The sequence below is a fragment of the Wenxinia marina DSM 24838 genome, assembly GCF_000379485.1.
In the GTDB taxonomy this organism is placed as follows: domain Bacteria; phylum Pseudomonadota; class Alphaproteobacteria; order Rhodobacterales; family Rhodobacteraceae; genus Wenxinia; species Wenxinia marina.
Genome location: NZ_KB902314.1, coordinates 133,654 through 148,352, shown reverse-complemented (window position 1 = coordinate 148,352; position 14,699 = coordinate 133,654). Strand labels below are relative to the sequence as shown.

The window sequence follows — 14,699 nt, the reverse complement described above, 5'->3', positions numbered from 1 at the left end:
CGTGCCGTCGCTGGCGGACGTGCGGCGCGACCTCGCCGCGCTCGAACGGAGCCTGTCGGAGGCGCTGCAGACGGAGCGGACCCGGCGCCGCGGGGCGCTCGTCCGCGAGTTGCACGAGGTGCGGCAGATGCTGCGCGGGCCGGCCGCCTACCCGTTCGTCTCCCAGGCCGGGCAGGACATGATCGTCGACCGCCTGCTCGGCGGCCGGACGGGCGGCACCTTCGCCGACATCGGGGGCTACGACGGGGTGACCGGGTCGAACACGCTGTTCTTCGAGAAATGGCGCGGCTGGACCGGCGTGCTCGTGGAGCCGGTGGCGAAGACACGCGCCACCGCCGCGTCGGTCCGGACCTGTCCGTGCCTGCCCTACGCCGTCGACGCCGAGGACGGCACCGCCGAGTTCCTCGAGGTGACCGAGGGCTACACCCAGATGAGCGGCCTCGCCGACCGCTACGATCCCGGCCTGCTGCAGCAGGTCCGTGCCGACCCCCGCCACCGCGAGGCGACGGTGACGGTGGAGACCCGGACCCTGAGCCGCATCCTCGACGAATCGGGAGTGACCCAACCCGACTTCGTCTCGCTCGACATCGAGGGCGGAGAGGTCCGCGTCCTGGAGTCCTTTCCGTTTTCCCGCCACAATGTCGGGGTGTGGGCGATCGAGAACAACACCGGGACGAACCGCATCGCCGAGGTGATGCAGGCCGCCGGCTACGTCCTTGTCGAACTGGCCGGACCGGACGAAATATGGCGCCGTGCCGACCTTTCGGGCTGACTTGATCGGATAAGATTCCCTTAACCGCCTGATCGCTAGCCCCTGTCGCGGGGGCGAGAAAAGGACGGGTGGGCACATGTCGGCTCAGGCGAACAGACCGCTTATCATCAAGCGCAAGAAGGTCTCCGGCGGGGACGGGCACCATGGCGGGGCGTGGAAGGTCGCCATTCCATACTCCTAGGTCGGGGCGCCTTTGGCGCCCGGGTTCCATTGCCCGGCCTTCGCCGGTCGGGAGCCGTTCTGACCCATGCGGGGGCGTGTCCGCCGCCGCGCCATCCCGTGCGGGATGCGAGTGCGACCATTGCCGGAAGACGTTGACGAAACCTTGACGCCGATGGGGCACCCCCTGACTTTTTTTCTTTATGGTTAATGGCTTGCCCGGTCTCGGCGCCGCCGCGTCACGCCTTGTGCTCGACGTCGCCGCCAGCCGGCCCATGGCGCGACAGCGCCCCGTCGCGGTCGTAGGTGGTGAGAGCGGCCGCGATGCCTCGGCGCAGTTCGGCGCGGGCGGCCGCATCCCGCAGACCCGACAGGGCAGAGGCGAGCAGGGCCTGATTCCGTCTCAGTCCCGCTTCGGCCCGCCGCAGCGCCGTCCGGGAGATCCCGGCCCCGCCGAGCCGAGCCACGAGCCGCGCCTTCTCGGGCGCGAGGGCGGGCAAGACGGCGTAGTTGGCCATCAGGAGAGCCTCGCGTTCCCGCGCGAGCAGATCCTGCAGGCGACTCAGCTCGCCGTCATCCATCCGCACCACCCGCGAGCGCCCGGTAGATCGATTCGGCCAGCCCGATGCCGCCGGAGCGGGCGAGCGCCTCGGCCTGTGCGTCGCGGAGCATCGAGGCGAACTGCGCCTCCCCCGCCCCCCCGCCGAACGCGTCGGGCACGTCGCCGAGCCCGGCAGCGCCGAGCATCTCTGACAGGAAGGTCGCCTCCAGACGGATCGCCGCCTCCCGCAGCGGGTCGGGCGGCGCCGGGGCGGCGGCCGGGGGGCCGAAGGAAGTGTCGATCAAGGTCAGACCTCTCGAATGCGTCCGGCCTACTTTCGGCGATCCAGGTAAAGGATTGGTAAGCCTTCGTGGGCAATAGATCGACGCGAACTGTATGGCAGGGATGTCGATGATTCTCCCGTTTCCGTCCTCGGCAGACCATTCCGGGTTGCCCCCGTCGCGCCCCCGCGGCGAGACCGGCGCGAGCCGCGCTTCGGTGGAGGATCCGTCCGGTGAGGGCGCATCCGAGAACTTCTCGGCCTGGCTGGACGACGGCCGCCGGTCGTCCGGCAGCCGACCGCCGGAGGAAATGGTTGGTACGGCGCCGGCCCGGAGCGCGACCTCGCCTGGCCATCACGGCCAACAGGTCGAGGGCGTCGGTGCGCTCGAGCAGGCCCGCGACATCGGCCACGTGGGCCGTCATCATCCGCATCTGGACGAAGGGAAACCGGCACCGTCGTCGGACATGTCCGAAGACCGGCCCGCAGAGGTCTTTCCGACAGGCGTGGAGGTGCGCACGTTCACAGGTCCAGCAATACGTCGGCTGAACGACGATCTGCCGATCGGCCGGTCGCACCTTGACCTCGCGGGCCCCGACGAGGGTGATGGCACGCCGCTGGCAAGCGACGCAGACATTCGCGTGACGGCCCCCGCGGCCGCGGATGGCGTGACAGCGCGGACAGACCCGGGGTCGAGCGCTGACTGGCGAAACGGCAGCGAGGGCGTGCGAACGAAGACCTCGACTGCAGCCATAGATTTCGCCGGCCCGGCCGCTCAGCACCAACGGTCAGGGCAGGGCGGGATCCGAGCCGGCCTTCAGACGGGGAATGTGGCGCGACCGCGCATGGCCGAGGGCGCCCGCGGGCCTGCCTCGCCCCCCATCGCTCCGAGCCGAAAGGAGGATCCGGGCATGGTGCCGACGAGCTCTTCCGAGGAAGCCGACACCATCCCGGCGACACGCAATCCTCGACCTGACGGCTCGCCGCCGACGGGGCCGGCATCGCCTGTCCACCGCCACCGGCCGGTGCACGGCGAGAGCCAGTTGAGGGACATTCCCAGCCAGGTCGGGTCGGGTCCAGAGGGCGTCCTGCGCAAGCTGTCGGACGACGTTACGGCGGATCTCCGCACCGGCGTCGCCGCCAAGGCCGTCGGTGCCGAGCTCGGGCAGGATACCGTTCTCTTCAACCTCGGCGCGTCTCGGCCCATCTCGAGTCCACCGTCCCAGCTTCAAGGAGCGCTCACGGCTCGAACTGCCGCTCCTGCTACCTCCGGGGAAGCGACATGGCGACGTGTCGCTCGACCACCAAACGCTGCGTTACAAGATTGGGGCGAAGGCCGACCCGCGAGACAGCGCGACGACGCTATCGGTGGCGGAGCAGGGCAACCCGACCCTCGGCGGAAAGGCGCGAAAGATCGGGGCGTTCTCCCGGTGACGCCGACTGCCTCCTCGACGCTGCGGCCACCAGGCTCTGCGCGCAGTGCGGCGAGCTTCGCGATGCCCGAGGAAACGCAGGACATCGGCGTCGAAACGACACGACCTGGCAGCCCGGCGCCCCATGCCGAGCGACGCGACCCGGCGGCGCCCCTCAAGCCCGACCCGAGCCCGCCGTATCTGCCCGGCCGGGCACGCGGGTTCCTCACGTCCCCGACGGTCATGCCGCTGTCCGAAACGACGCAGGACCGCGACGAGAGCCGGGAGACCCGCGACACTCCATCACAATACGGCGCCTCGGCGTCCATAGTCGAACGCCGCGATCCGACGGCACCTCTCAGGCCGGACCTGACGGCAACGTTTCCGCCCGGCCGGGGAGAAGGGATATTCGCCCTCACGGTGGACCTGCCGTTGTCCGGAGCCAGACAAGACCGCGGGGGAGCAGAGGACGGCGGCGCCGGACCATTGCAATCTGGCACCGCGACGCCCCACGCTGAGAGACGCGACTCGGCCGCCGCTCTCAAGCCGGACCTGCCCCCACCCCCGGCGCGCCAGATCGCGCTCACCGTCGCGGATCTGCGGGAGGGGCAGACGGAGATTCGCCTTTCGCCGGAAGAGCTCGGCCGCGTCCGGCTGACGGTGGCGTCGGCGGAGGGCGCGGTCTCGATCCAGATCGTCGCCGACCGACCGGAGACGGCCGAGCAGCTGCGTCGCTCGGCGGATCAGCTGGCCCGCGACCTGTCCGATCTCGGTTACCGCAGCGTGGATGTCGAGGTCCGCGGCGACGGTGACAATGGCTCTGACGGGCGCGGCCGGGATGGTGCGCGTCCTGCGCAGGGGGACCCCGCGGGCGCGATCCGTGACAAAGCCATCGACTCCCTCCCGGCCCCGGCGGCGACTGGCCGGAGCAGCGCCGGCTCCGCACATCTCGACCTGCGACTTTGACCTGCACCGGAGACTGACGTGGAAATTTCCCCCTTAGGCACCGCCACCCGGTCCGCAGCGGCCGCCACTCCACCATCTTCACGGAGCGGCGTCATCTCGTCCGATTTCGAAGTGTTCCTCAAGATGCTCACTGCGCAGATGACCAACCAGGACCCGCTCAACCCTATCGAATCGGCGGACTATGCGGTGCAGCTCGCGACCTTCTCGCAGGTGGAGCAACAGGTTCTGACCAACGACCTGCTGACGGGCCTGATGTCGCAGATGAACCTGTCCGGCATGGCACAGATGGCGGGTTGGGTGGGGCAGGAGGCGCGGGCGCCGATCCCCGCCGGGTACGACGGCGCGCCGATCACGATCTCGCCCAATCCCGCGGCGATTGCGGACGAGGTGGCCCTCGTCGTCACGGACGAGGCCGGCGAAGTCGTGCAGGAGATCGACCTGCCGGTCTCGGCGGAGCCCTATGTCTGGACGGGCCTCGACGACGGGGGCGCGCCGCTGCCCGAGGGATTGTACAGGTTCGAGGTCGTCAGCTCCGCCGAAGGCGAGGAGCTGTTGCGCGAGACGGCCGAACTCTACCAGAGGGTGACGGAAGTGCTGTCGATCGGAGACGAGATCGTGCTGCAGTTCGCGGGAGGCCAGCAGATCCCGGCCAGCCTGATAAGCGCGCTCCGGCAGCCGCCGGCGGCCTAGAGCAGTCCGGCCGCCAGGACGCCCACCAGGGTCGCCGCCGCCCCGGTCGCGATCCACAGGAGAGGGCCGGCCCGAGACGGGCGTTGCGGCGGCGCGGGCGGAAGGCTCTGCCGGATCAGCGCCGCTTCGGCGAGGTGCGGCAGGCGCGGGCCGAAGCGGGCGAGGACCAACGCGGTCCGGCGCAGATCCCGCAGCAGCGCCTTGGGGCCGAAGAACTCGCGGATGTAGCCCTCGACCACGGGCCGCGCCGCCTGCCAGATGTTGATGTGCGGGTCGAGCGAGCGGGCCACGCCCTCGACCACCACCATCGTGCGCTGCAGCAGGATCAGCTCGGTCCGCGTCTCCATCCCGAACCGCTCGGTCACCTCGAAGAGGTAGGACAGCAGCCGCCCCATCGAGATGCGCGAGGCGTCCATGCCGAAGATCGGCTCGCCCACCGCGCGCAGCGCGCGGGCGAACTCGTCCACGTCGCGATCGGCCGGCACGTAGCCAGCCTCGAAATGCACCTCGGCGACGCGGGCATAATCCTTTCGAATGAAGCCGATGATGATCTCGGCATAGACCCGGCGGGTGTATTCATCGATCCGCCCCATGATGCCGAAATCGTAGGCGACGATGTCCCCGCCCTTCGCCACCTTGAGGTTCCCCTGGTGCATGTCGCCGTGGAAGAAGCCGTCGCGCAAAGCGTGGCGCAGGAACAGCTGCAGCACCCGCTCGGCCAGCACGCGGCGGTCGTGACCGGCGGCGTCGATGGCGGCGAGGTCGCCCATGCCGGTCCCTTCGGCCCAACCGAGGGTCATGACCCGGCGCCCCGACAGATCCCAGTGGACGGGCGGCACGACGAAGCCCTCGTCGCCGGCGGTGTTGGCGGCGAACTCGCCCGCGGAGGCAGCTTCCAGCCGCAGGTCCAGCTCGCCCATCACCACGCCCTCGAAGTGGCGGATCACCTCCATCGGGCGCAGGCGGCGCGAGTTCGGCGAGAGGACTTCGACGATGCGGGCGAGGAAGTAGAACGCGTCGATGTCGCGCCGGAACGCCCGCTCGATCCCGGGCCGAAGGACCTTGACCGCGACCTCCTCGCCGGTGCGCGCCAATCGGGCATGGTGCACCTGCGCGATGGACGCGGCGGCGACCGGCTCGGAGAACTCGGAGAACAACTCGTCCACCGGCCGCTCCAGCTCGCGCTCGACGGCGAGGCGGGCCTCCGCCTTCGGGAAGGGCGGCAGCTTGTCCTGCAGCACCATCAGCTGCAGGGCCAGATCCTCGCCCACCACGTCGGGGCGGGTCGAGAGGATCTGGCCGAACTTGATGTAGGCGGGGCCCAGCGCGGTCAGCGCCCGCGTCACCGGCGGCATGGTCGGATCGCCGGCATAGCCGAGCCAGCGGAACGGCCACGCGAGGATGCGCAGCGCGGCCCGCACCAGCGGCGGCGCGTCGAACGCGGCGAGGGCGACGGTCATGGCGCCCGTCCTCTCGAACGTGGCGCCGGTCCGGATCACCCGCAGGATGTTGTGCGGGCCGCGCACGTTACAGCTTCCACCCCGAATGGAGGCAGGCGACGCCCATCGTCAGGTTCCGGTAGGCGGCGTTGCCGAAGCCCGCGGCGCGGATCATCGACAGGAACGTCTCCTGATCCGGGAAGCGGCGGATCGATTCCACGAGGTACTGGTAGCTGTCGCGGTCCCCGGTCACCGCCCGGCCCATGGCCGGGATGACGTTGAAGGAATAGGCGTCGTAGGCGGCCCGCAGCATCGGGTTCGGCACGCGGCTGAACTCCAGCACCATCAACCGGCCGCCGGGGCGCAGGACGCGGTACGCCTCGGCCAGTGCGTCCTCGGGGCGGGTTACGTTCCGGATGCCGAACGAGATCGTGTAGACATCGAAGCTGGAGTCGGGGAACGGCAGCGCCATCGCATCGCCGACCACCCAGTCGAGGCTGTCCGCAAGGCTTTCCGCCTCGGCCCGGGCGCGCCCGGCCTCGAGCATGGAGGCGGTGAGGTCGAGAACCGTCGCCTGCGCCGTCCCGGCGCGCCCGAGAAAGCGGAAGGCGATGTCGCCAGTGCCGCCCGCGACGTCGAGGAGGCGCTGGCCGCGGCGGGGCGCCAGCCAGTCCATCATCGCATCCTTCCACAGGCGGTGGATGCCGGCGGACATCAGGTCGTTCATCAGGTCGTAGCGCGTCGCGACCGAGGTGAAGACGCCGCGGACCCGGTCGGCCTTCTCGGCCTCGGGCACGGTCTGGTAGCCGAAGTGCGTGGTCCTGTCCTGCCCGTCGGTCATCTCTCGTCCGCCTCTGGATTGGCGGCAGAAAATGCGCATTTTCTGCCTGCAGTTTCTGCGCAGAAACTGCCTTACACATCGCTCCTGCCTTTAGAAAGCGCGCAATGCCGGAATTGCCAGAGGTCGAGACGGTTCGCCGCGGGCTGGCCCCCGCGATGGAGGGGCGCACGATCCTGTCGGCCGCGGTGAACCGCCCCGACCTGCGCTGGCCGCTGCCCGAGCGGATGGCCGAGCGGCTGACCGGCCGCCGGGTGGAGCGTCTGCGGCGGCGATCGAAGTATCTGCTGCTCGACCTCGACGGCGGCGAGACGTTGCTGGTGCATCTCGGCATGTCGGGGCGGATGCTGGTGTCGGGGGTTCAGCTGGGCGCCTTCCACAACGAGCACCCGGCGCCGCAGAAGCACGACCACGTGGTGCTCGACCTCGACGGCGGGGCGCGGGTGACGTTCAACGACGCGCGGCGGTTCGGCGCGATGGATTTGATGCCGACCGAGGGCGTAGAGGCGCACTGGCTGCTGAAGGATCTGGGGCCGGAGCCGCTGGGGAACGCCTTCGACGAGACGTACCTCGCAGCGCGGCTCAGAGGCCGGCGGACGCCGCTCAAGTCGGCCCTGCTGGACCAGAAGCTGATCGCGGGCCTCGGCAACATCTATGTCTGCGAGGTGCTGCACCGGACGGGCATTCGGCCCACACGGCGGGCCGACCGGCTGTCGGCGGCGCGGGCGGCGACCCTTGTCCCGGCGATCCGGACGGTGCTGGAAGAGGCGATCGAAGCGGGCGGCTCGTCCCTGCGCGACCACCGGCAGGCGGACGGCGAGCTGGGCTATTTTCAGCACGCGTTCCGGGTCTACGATCGAGAGGGCGCGCCCTGCCCCACCCCCGGCTGCGACGGCACTATCGCCCGGATCGTGCAGTCCGGACGGTCGACGTTCTTCTGTCCGCGCTGCCAGAGGTGACGCCAAAGACGGTCTTGATTGCCCTGTCCGCTTCGTGAAGGTTGCGAAGTCGAGCCAGCCAGAAGGGGACAGCGGATGGCCTACGAGACGATCATCGTCGATCAGGTGGACGGCATCGCCGTCATCACCCTGAACCGGCCCGACGCCCTGAACGCGCTGAACCTGCAGCTGCTGCGCGAGCTGTTGCAGGCGCTGGAAGAGGCGGACCGGGGCGAGAAGGTCCGCGCGATCATCATCACCGGTTCGGAAAAGGCATTCGCCGCCGGGGCGGACATCACCGAGATGGCGGACAAGAGCTTCGTAGACGTGCTGGAAGAGGACCTCTTCGGGTCCGAGGCCGCGCGCTTCGCCCGGATCCGCAAGCCGATCATCGCCGCCGTGTCGGGCTACGCCCTCGGCGGCGGGTGCGAACTGGCCATGATGTGCGATTTCATCATCGCGTCCGAGACGGCGAAGTTCGGCCAGCCCGAGATCAACCTCGGCGTCATTGCCGGGATGGGCGGGACGCAGCGGCTGACCCGGTTCGTCGGCAAGGCCAAGTCGATGGACATGCACCTCACCGGCCGCTTCATGGACGCCGCCGAGGCGGAGCGGTCCGGCCTCGTCAGCCGGGTCGTGCCGGCCAAGAAGCTGATGGAAGAGGCCCGCGGCGCGGCGATGAAGATCGCCGAGAAGTCGACCATCGTGGCCGCCGCCGCGAAGGAGTCGGTGAACCGCGCCTACGAGACGACGATGGCCGAGGGCCTGCTGTTCGAGCGGCGGCTGTTCCACTCGATGTTCGCCACCGAGGACCAGAAGGAGGGCATGGCCGCCTTCCGCGAGAAGCGCGAGGCGCAGTTCCGCGACCGCTGACCGCCGTTCGGCCTTTCCTTCGCGGCCGACTCGCGCTATTGGCCGCGCCGACATGCGCGTGATGCCCGCTCAGGCAGGATTGCCCCCGGACGATGGACCGGGGTCGGGCCTCATCCCGCTGCCACGGATTTGAACGAGACCCGACGAGAGAGACAGTCACATGGCCAATTCGCCCCAGTCCCAGAAACGCGCCCGCCAGGCCGAGCGCCGCACCGCCGTCAACAAGGCCCGCCGCTCGCGCATCCGCACCTACCTGCGCAAGGTCGAGGAGGCGATCGCCTCCGGCGACAAGGACGCCGCCGCCGCCGCGCTCAAGGCCGCCCAGCCCGAACTGATGCGCGGCGTGACCAAGGGCGTGTTCCACAAGAACACCGCCTCGCGGAAGATTTCGCGCCTGTCCAGCCGGGTCAAATCGCTCGGGTGAGTCGCGGCCTCGCTGGCCAACCCCAGATTGTAAAGGCGGTCCTTCGGGGCCGCCTTTTTCGTCTCTGGCGGCGGGCCAGATTCTCGCCCTGCCGCCCCCCGCCCGGTCCCGGAGTCAAGCGCGCCGCGACGCCGCCCGGGGCTCTACCGGGCGGGACGTGCGCATGAAAGCCACACGAAACTTTTAAGCCTGCCGGATTCAAGGCACTGGCGGATTCGCCGCCCGCCATTCGGTGGTCAACCCGCTTTGTTCGGTTGAAGGGTTCGTGAACGCCTTGCTAGCTTCACTTCAGCGACTCGGGTCGCTCCTGGGGGAACAGGGACAGTCAGAGGCAAGCAGGTGACGAGGCCGGTGGGACGGCCACAAGATCGACACCTCTCGTGAGCCTTGACGAAGACACATGCCGTCGGTGCAGAGGCGCACCGGCGACCGGTATCTTCTCGCGTGGAGCTGCTGCGGCACCACGTCTGACATGTCGCTGTTTCCGACAACCGGAGCGATATCGACGGGGACCGCCCGGCGTAGGCTCCGGGGCGTGCCCCTCGACCAGGACGATGACGCGCCACCCATCCCGGGAAGCGGGAGGGACGGTCGCGTCGTGCCTGTCGGGCCGCGCCCTGGGGGGACCCACGGCCGCCTGCGGCCGGCGTGTCCCATAACGAGAACAGAGCGGTGGGACATGACCGAAGAAAAATGGGGCGAAGTGCGGGAAGGGTTGCGCCGGGCCGTGGGGGCCAGCAACTACAAAAGCTGGATCGAGCCGCTGGAGTTCGACAGCCTGGATGACGGCGTCTGCACGTTCCGCGTCGCGACGACCTTCCTCGGAAACTACGTCTCGACCAATTTCGGCGACCAGATCCTGTTTCACCTCAACCGGGCCGGACAGACCGTCCAGCGCCTGCGCTTCCAGACCGCCAACATCGCGCGCCCGCCGGCGAGCCCGGCCGCCGAGCCGGCAGAGCCCGCGGCCGCCACGGACGAGGTGGAGTTCCGCCCCGAGGCGCGGCTGACCTTCGATCGCTTCGTCGTCGGCAAGTCGAACGAGCTGGCCCACGCCGCCGCCCGCCGGGTGGCCGAGGGCGGCCAGGTGGCGTTCAACCCGCTGTTCCTTCACGGTGGCGTCGGCCTCGGCAAGACCCACCTGATGCACGCCGTCGCGCACGAGATCGCCCAGCGCGACCCGTCGAAGAAGGTCATCTACATCTCGGCCGAGAGCTTCATGTGGCGCTTCATCACCGCGCTGCGCGAGAAGAAGATGATGGACTTCAAGCAGATGTTCCGCAGCATCGACGTGCTGATGGTGGACGACGTCCAGTTCATCGCGGGCAAGGAGAGCACGCAGGAAGAATTCTTCCACACCTTCAACTACCTGGTCGACAGCGGCAAGCAGATCATCATCTCGGCCGACCGCTCTCCCGCCGACATCCGGGACCTCGAGGACCGGATCAAGAGCCGCCTGCAGTGTGGCCTCGTCGTGGACCTGCACCCGACCGACTACGAACTGCGGGTCGGGATCCTGCAGTCCAAGATCGACTATTACGAGGGCATCTATCCCGGCGTGACGATCAGGGACGGCGTGATCGACTACCTCGCGCATCGCATCGTCACCAACGTCCGCGTTCTCGAAGGCGCGATGACACGGCTCTACGCCTTCGCCTCGCTCGTCGGGCGCGAAATCACGGTGGAGCTGGCGCAGGACTGCCTCGCCGACATCTTCAAGGCGTCGGACCGCAAGGTGTCGATCGACGAGATCCAGCGCAAGGTCTGCGACCATTTCAACATCCGCGTCAGCGACATGATCGGGCCCAAGCGGCTGCGCGCCTACGCCCGGCCGCGGCAGGTGGCCATGTACCTGTGCAAGCAGTTGACGAACCGCTCGCTGCCCGAGATCGGCCGGCACTTCGGCAAACGCGACCACACGACCGTCATCCACGGCGTGCGCCAGATCGAGAAGCTGATGCAGACGGACAGCCAGCTGGCCGACGACGTCACGCTGCTGCGCCGCGCGCTGGAAGCTTGACCGGCGAATCGGCGGCCTCCAAGGTCCGGAACAATCGGCTTGAGTGGGAGGCGAAAACCGGTAGGTTTTCGCTCCCGGCCGCGCGTCGGGAACCGGGACGCCAGGGGACAGGGACATGAAATTCAGCATCGAGCGGGCCGTGCTGCTCAAGGCCGTCGCGCAGGCCCAGTCGGTGGTCGAGCGGCGCAACACGATCCCGATCCTCGCCAACGTCCTGATCGAGGCCGAGGGGTCCGACGTGTCGTTCCGCGCCACCGACCTCGACATCGAGGTCGTGGACAAGGCCCCCGCGATGGTGGAGCGGGCGGGCGCCACGACGGTGCCGGCGGTCCTGCTGAACGAGATCGTGCGCAAGCTGCCGGACGGGGCGCTGGTGACGCTGGCCGAGAACGGCTCCAGCGGGCGTCTGACGATCGAGGCCGGGCGCTCGAACTTCTCGCTGGCGACGCTTCCGCGCGAGGATTTCCCCGTGATGGCGTCCTCGGACTACGCCTCCAACTTCTCGGCCCCCGCGCCGCTGCTGCGACGGCTGTTCGACAAGTCGAAGTTCGCGATCTCGACCGAGGAGACGCGCTACTACCTCAACGGCGTCTACATGCACGTGGCCGACGTGGACGGGCAGCGGATGCTGCGCTGCGTGGCGACCGACGGTCACCGTCTGGCGCGGATCGACGCCGACCTGCCGGACGGCGCCGAGGAGATGCCGGGCGTGATCGTCCCCCGCAAGACGGTGAACGAGCTGCGCAAGCTGCTGGACGACGACGAGGCGAGGATCGCCGTGTCGGTGAGCGAGACGAAGGTGCGCTTCGCCACGCCGGCGATCACGCTGACGTCGAAGGTAATCGACGGCACCTTCCCCGACTATTCCCGGGTCATCCCGCAGAACAACCCCCGCAAGCTCGAGGTCGACGCGGCCGAGTTCGCCCGCGCCGTCGACCGCGTGGCGACCGTCTCGTCCGAGCGGTCGCGCGCCGTCAAGCTCGCCCTCGACGAGGACCGGCTGGTCCTGTCGGTGAACGCGCCCGACAGCGGCGCCGCCGAGGAAGAGCTGGCCGTCGCCTACGGCGACGAGCGGCTGGAGATCGGCTTCAACGCCAAGTATCTCCTCGAGATCGCGAGCCAGGTGGACCGCGAGAACGCGGTGTTCCTGTTCAACTCCTCCGGCGATCCCACCCTGATGCGCGAGGGCAGCGACACCACGGCCGTCTACGTCGTGATGCCGATGCGGGTGTGACCGGCGCCCGACTGAGCCCCTGCCCCTTTGCGAGACCGGTGCGCCAGTGACGGCGGTCCTGTCTCGCCTCGCCCTGTCCCACTTCCGCTCGCACCGGCGGACCGTCCTCGACTTCGACGGGCGGCCCGTCGCCATGTGGGGGCCGAACGGAGCGGGCAAGACGAACCTCGCCGAGGCGGTGTCCCTCCTGTCGCCGGGGCGGGGCCTGCGGCGGGCGGCGGCGGAGGATCTGGTGCGGCGGCCCGAGGCGCTGGGCTGGAAGATCGTCGCCACGCTCGCCGGGCACGAGGTGGAGACCTGGGCCGAGGCCGGGCAGGCGCGGGCGCTGCGGGTGGACGGCAAGGCGGCGACGCAGACCTCGCTCGCGGCGCTGGCGCGGGTGCTGTGGCTGGTGCCGTCGATGGATCGGCTGTGGATCGAGGGGGCCGAGGGGAGGCGTCGGTTCCTCGACCGGATGACGCTGTCGTTCTTTCCCGGACACGCCGAGGCGGCGCTCGACTACGAGCGGGCGATGCGCGAGCGAAACCGCCTGCTGAAGGACATGGTGCGCGACGCGCACTGGTATGGCGCGCTCGAGGCGCAGATGGGCGCGGCGGGCGAGGCGATCGTTCGGAACCGGGCGGCCGCCATCGCCCGGCTGGCCTACGCCGTGGCGAACGCCGACACCGCGTTTCCGGCGCCCGACCTGTCGCTGACCCATCCCGACCGCGACCTGCCGCAGGACGCGGCGGCGCTGACGGCGGCGCTGGCGGAGAGCCGGCCGCGCGACCTGGCCGCCGGGCGGACGCTGGTCGGGCCGCACCGGGCCGATCTCGACGCGGTCTGGGCGGCGAAGGGCGTCGCCGCGCGGGACTGCTCCACCGGCGAGCAGAAGGCGCTGCTGATCTCGCTGATCCTCGCCAACGCCCGCGCTCTCGCGGCGGTGGAGGGCGAGGTGCCGATCCTGATCCTGGACGAGGTGTCGGCGCACCTCGACGCCCAGCGCCGCGCGAGGCTGTACGACGAGATCGTCGCGCTGGGGGCGCAGGCCTTCCTGACCGGCACCGGGCCCGAGCTGTTTGAAGAGCTGGGCGCGCGGGCGCAGTATGTGGAGGTCGCCGAGGAAGGCGGCGTCTCGATCGCCACCGAAAGGCCCGCCCCATGATCCCGCAGCGCATCACCCTCGTCACCCTCGGCGTGAACGACCTCGCCCGCTCCCGCGCCTTCTATGCCGCGCTCGGCTGGCGGCCGGCGGAAGAGCAGGAGAGCGTCAGCTTCTACCAGATGAACGGGATGGTGCTCGGCCTGTTCGGCGTCGCGGACCTGGCCCAGGATCAAGGCCGGTCCGGCACCATGCTCGGCACCGGGGCGATCACGCTGGCGCAGAACTTCGGCACCGAGGCGGAGGTCGACGCCGCGTTCGAGGCGGCGCTGGCGGCCGGCGCCGAGGCGCTGAAGCGGCCCGAGAAGGTCTTCTGGGGCGGCTATTCCGGCTACTGGGCCGACCCGGACGGGCACGTCTGGGAAGTCGCGATGAACCCGTTCTGGCCGCTGGCCGAGGACGGCAGCCTGACCCTGCCGAACGCATGAGACGCCCGGCATGAAGATCGATCGGATTTCCGAATGGCACCTGACCGCCGCCGACGAGGCGGCGATCGCGGCGCTGCTGGAGAGCGCGTTCGATGTCGGGTTCGGGGGGCGGACCTTCTACAAGCAGCGGCATCACCTGCGGCTGGTCATGCGCGACGGGGACGCCGTCGTCGGTCACATGGCGCTGTGCTACCGCGCCGTGCGGCTGGGCGGGCGGCTCGTGGACATCGTGGGCCTCGCCGAAGTGGCGACCGATCCGGCGAGGCAGGGGCAGGGCGTCGCCTCGCGCCTGCTGCCCGAGGCGATCGCGGCGGCGCGCGAGACGCGGGCGGAGTTCCTGCTGCTGTTCGGCGACCGGCCGCTCTATGCTGGCGCGGGGTTCGTCGCGTTCCCGGACAACCCGATGCGCTGGACCGGCATGGACGGCGCGGCGACGGGCGAGACCTGCACCGGCGTGTCGGAGACCCTCATGGTCCTTCCCCTCGCCGGGGCGGCATGGGATGGAGCCGCGGACCTCGACCTCATGGGCCCGCTGTTCTGAGCC

At 69.7% G+C, this 14,699-nt stretch carries 15 protein-coding genes and 1 pseudogene; 12 read left to right on the top strand and 4 right to left on the bottom strand.

From position 1 onward, the window contains the following. Window position 1: 1 nt before the first annotated feature. Entirely contained in the window at window positions 2–772 is a 771-nt protein-coding gene (locus A37W_RS0118890) for an FkbM family methyltransferase (protein ID WP_018304619.1), read from the top strand. 76 nt (window positions 773–848) lie between these two features. Then, window positions 849–938: pseudogene (locus tag A37W_RS24450) on the top strand (chemotaxis protein MotB); the annotation flags it as partial. Between the two features lie 232 nt (window positions 939–1,170). Here the strand turns inward: A37W_RS24450 and A37W_RS22470 are convergent. Further along, window positions 1,171–1,512: a hypothetical protein gene (locus A37W_RS22470; RefSeq protein WP_018304618.1), complete on the bottom strand. Its 342-nt coding sequence runs from the start codon at window positions 1,510–1,512 to the stop codon at window positions 1,171–1,173. Next, complete coding sequence (locus A37W_RS23915) at window positions 1,505–1,777, bottom strand: rod-binding protein (protein WP_018304617.1); 273 nt, start codon at window positions 1,775–1,777, stop codon at window positions 1,505–1,507. The genes A37W_RS22470 and A37W_RS23915 overlap by 8 nt, the downstream gene beginning before the upstream one ends. Window positions 1,778–3,248: 1,471 nt before the next feature. On the opposite strand from A37W_RS23915, the gene A37W_RS23910 reads away from it, so the two are divergent. Both A37W_RS23910 and A37W_RS0118870 read left to right on the top strand, forming a co-directional pair. Then, window positions 3,249–4,130 carry a flagellar hook-length control protein FliK gene (locus A37W_RS23910; RefSeq protein WP_157236507.1) on the top strand — a complete coding sequence of 294 codons (882 nt, stop codon included), beginning with the start codon at window positions 3,249–3,251 and terminating at the stop codon, window positions 4,128–4,130. 18 nt (window positions 4,131–4,148) lie between these two features. Further along, a complete protein-coding gene (locus tag A37W_RS0118870) occupies window positions 4,149–4,820 on the top strand; it encodes a flagellar hook capping FlgD N-terminal domain-containing protein (RefSeq protein ID WP_026198607.1) in 672 nt (223 codons plus the stop codon). On the opposite strand, the gene ubiB is transcribed toward A37W_RS0118870, so the two are convergent. Continuing rightward, entirely contained in the window at window positions 4,817–6,346 is a 1,530-nt protein-coding gene (ubiB, locus tag A37W_RS0118865; RefSeq protein ID WP_018304614.1) for a 2-polyprenylphenol 6-hydroxylase, read from the bottom strand. The two genes, A37W_RS0118870 and ubiB, sit on opposite strands and share 4 nt — an antisense overlap. A 1-nt stretch (window position 6,347) precedes the next feature. After that, complete coding sequence (gene ubiE / locus A37W_RS0118860) at window positions 6,348–7,100, bottom strand: bifunctional demethylmenaquinone methyltransferase/2-methoxy-6-polyprenyl-1,4-benzoquinol methylase UbiE (protein WP_018304613.1); 753 nt, start codon at window positions 7,098–7,100, stop codon at window positions 6,348–6,350. Between the two features lie 104 nt (window positions 7,101–7,204). Between ubiE and mutM the strand changes: the two genes are divergently transcribed. The 8 genes from mutM to A37W_RS23015 all read left to right on the top strand — a co-directional run bounded on the left by mutM (window position 7,205) and on the right by A37W_RS23015 (window position 14,696). Further along, window positions 7,205–8,056, top strand: coding sequence for a bifunctional DNA-formamidopyrimidine glycosylase/DNA-(apurinic or apyrimidinic site) lyase (gene mutM, locus A37W_RS0118855; RefSeq protein ID WP_026198606.1), 852 nt, complete (start codon window positions 7,205–7,207; stop codon window positions 8,054–8,056). Between the two features lie 75 nt (window positions 8,057–8,131). Continuing rightward, window positions 8,132–8,908 (top strand): enoyl-CoA hydratase, encoded by a 777-nt coding sequence (locus A37W_RS0118850; protein WP_018304611.1) that lies wholly within the window; start codon window positions 8,132–8,134, stop codon window positions 8,906–8,908. Between the two features lie 160 nt (window positions 8,909–9,068). After that, complete coding sequence (gene rpsT / locus A37W_RS0118845) at window positions 9,069–9,332, top strand: 30S ribosomal protein S20 (protein WP_018304610.1); 264 nt, start codon at window positions 9,069–9,071, stop codon at window positions 9,330–9,332. Between the two features lie 679 nt (window positions 9,333–10,011). Further along, on the top strand, window positions 10,012–11,352 hold the full coding sequence (gene dnaA / locus A37W_RS0118840) for a chromosomal replication initiator protein DnaA (protein ID WP_018304609.1): 1,341 nt from the start codon (window positions 10,012–10,014) through the stop codon (window positions 11,350–11,352). 115 nt (window positions 11,353–11,467) lie between these two features. After that, window positions 11,468–12,586: a DNA polymerase III subunit beta gene (dnaN, locus tag A37W_RS0118835; protein WP_018304608.1), complete on the top strand. Its 1,119-nt coding sequence runs from the start codon at window positions 11,468–11,470 to the stop codon at window positions 12,584–12,586. 46 nt (window positions 12,587–12,632) lie between these two features. Continuing rightward, entirely contained in the window at window positions 12,633–13,730 is a 1,098-nt protein-coding gene (gene recF, locus A37W_RS0118830) for a DNA replication/repair protein RecF (RefSeq protein ID WP_018304607.1), read from the top strand. Then, entirely contained in the window at window positions 13,727–14,155 is a 429-nt protein-coding gene (locus tag A37W_RS0118825; RefSeq protein ID WP_018304606.1) for a VOC family protein, read from the top strand. The genes recF and A37W_RS0118825 overlap by 4 nt, the downstream gene beginning before the upstream one ends. A gap of 10 nt (window positions 14,156–14,165) precedes the next feature. Continuing rightward, on the top strand, window positions 14,166–14,696 hold the full coding sequence (locus A37W_RS23015; RefSeq protein WP_018304605.1) for a GNAT family N-acetyltransferase: 531 nt from the start codon (window positions 14,166–14,168) through the stop codon (window positions 14,694–14,696). Window positions 14,697–14,699 lie beyond the last annotated feature (3 nt).

Bases quoted from the DNA above. Each gene is read 5' to 3' on its own strand.
- A37W_RS22470 (WP_018304618.1), bottom strand. From the start codon at position 1,512: ATGGATGACGGCGAGCTGAGTCGCCTGCAGGATCTGCTCGCGCGGGAA.
- A37W_RS23910 (WP_157236507.1), top strand. From the start codon at position 3,249: ATGCCCGAGGAAACGCAGGACATCGGCGTCGAAACGACACGACCTGGC.
- ubiE (WP_018304613.1), bottom strand. From the start codon at position 7,100: ATGACCGACGGGCAGGACAGGACCACGCACTTCGGCTACCAGACCGTG.
- mutM (WP_026198606.1), top strand. From the start codon at position 7,205: ATGCCGGAATTGCCAGAGGTCGAGACGGTTCGCCGCGGGCTGGCCCCC.
- A37W_RS0118850 (WP_018304611.1), top strand. From the start codon at position 8,132: ATGGCCTACGAGACGATCATCGTCGATCAGGTGGACGGCATCGCCGTC.
- rpsT (WP_018304610.1), top strand. From the start codon at position 9,069: ATGGCCAATTCGCCCCAGTCCCAGAAACGCGCCCGCCAGGCCGAGCGC.
- dnaA (WP_018304609.1), top strand. From the start codon at position 10,012: ATGACCGAAGAAAAATGGGGCGAAGTGCGGGAAGGGTTGCGCCGGGCC.
- dnaN (WP_018304608.1), top strand. From the start codon at position 11,468: ATGAAATTCAGCATCGAGCGGGCCGTGCTGCTCAAGGCCGTCGCGCAG.
- A37W_RS0118825 (WP_018304606.1), top strand. From the start codon at position 13,727: ATGATCCCGCAGCGCATCACCCTCGTCACCCTCGGCGTGAACGACCTC.
- A37W_RS23015 (WP_018304605.1), top strand. From the start codon at position 14,166: ATGAAGATCGATCGGATTTCCGAATGGCACCTGACCGCCGCCGACGAG.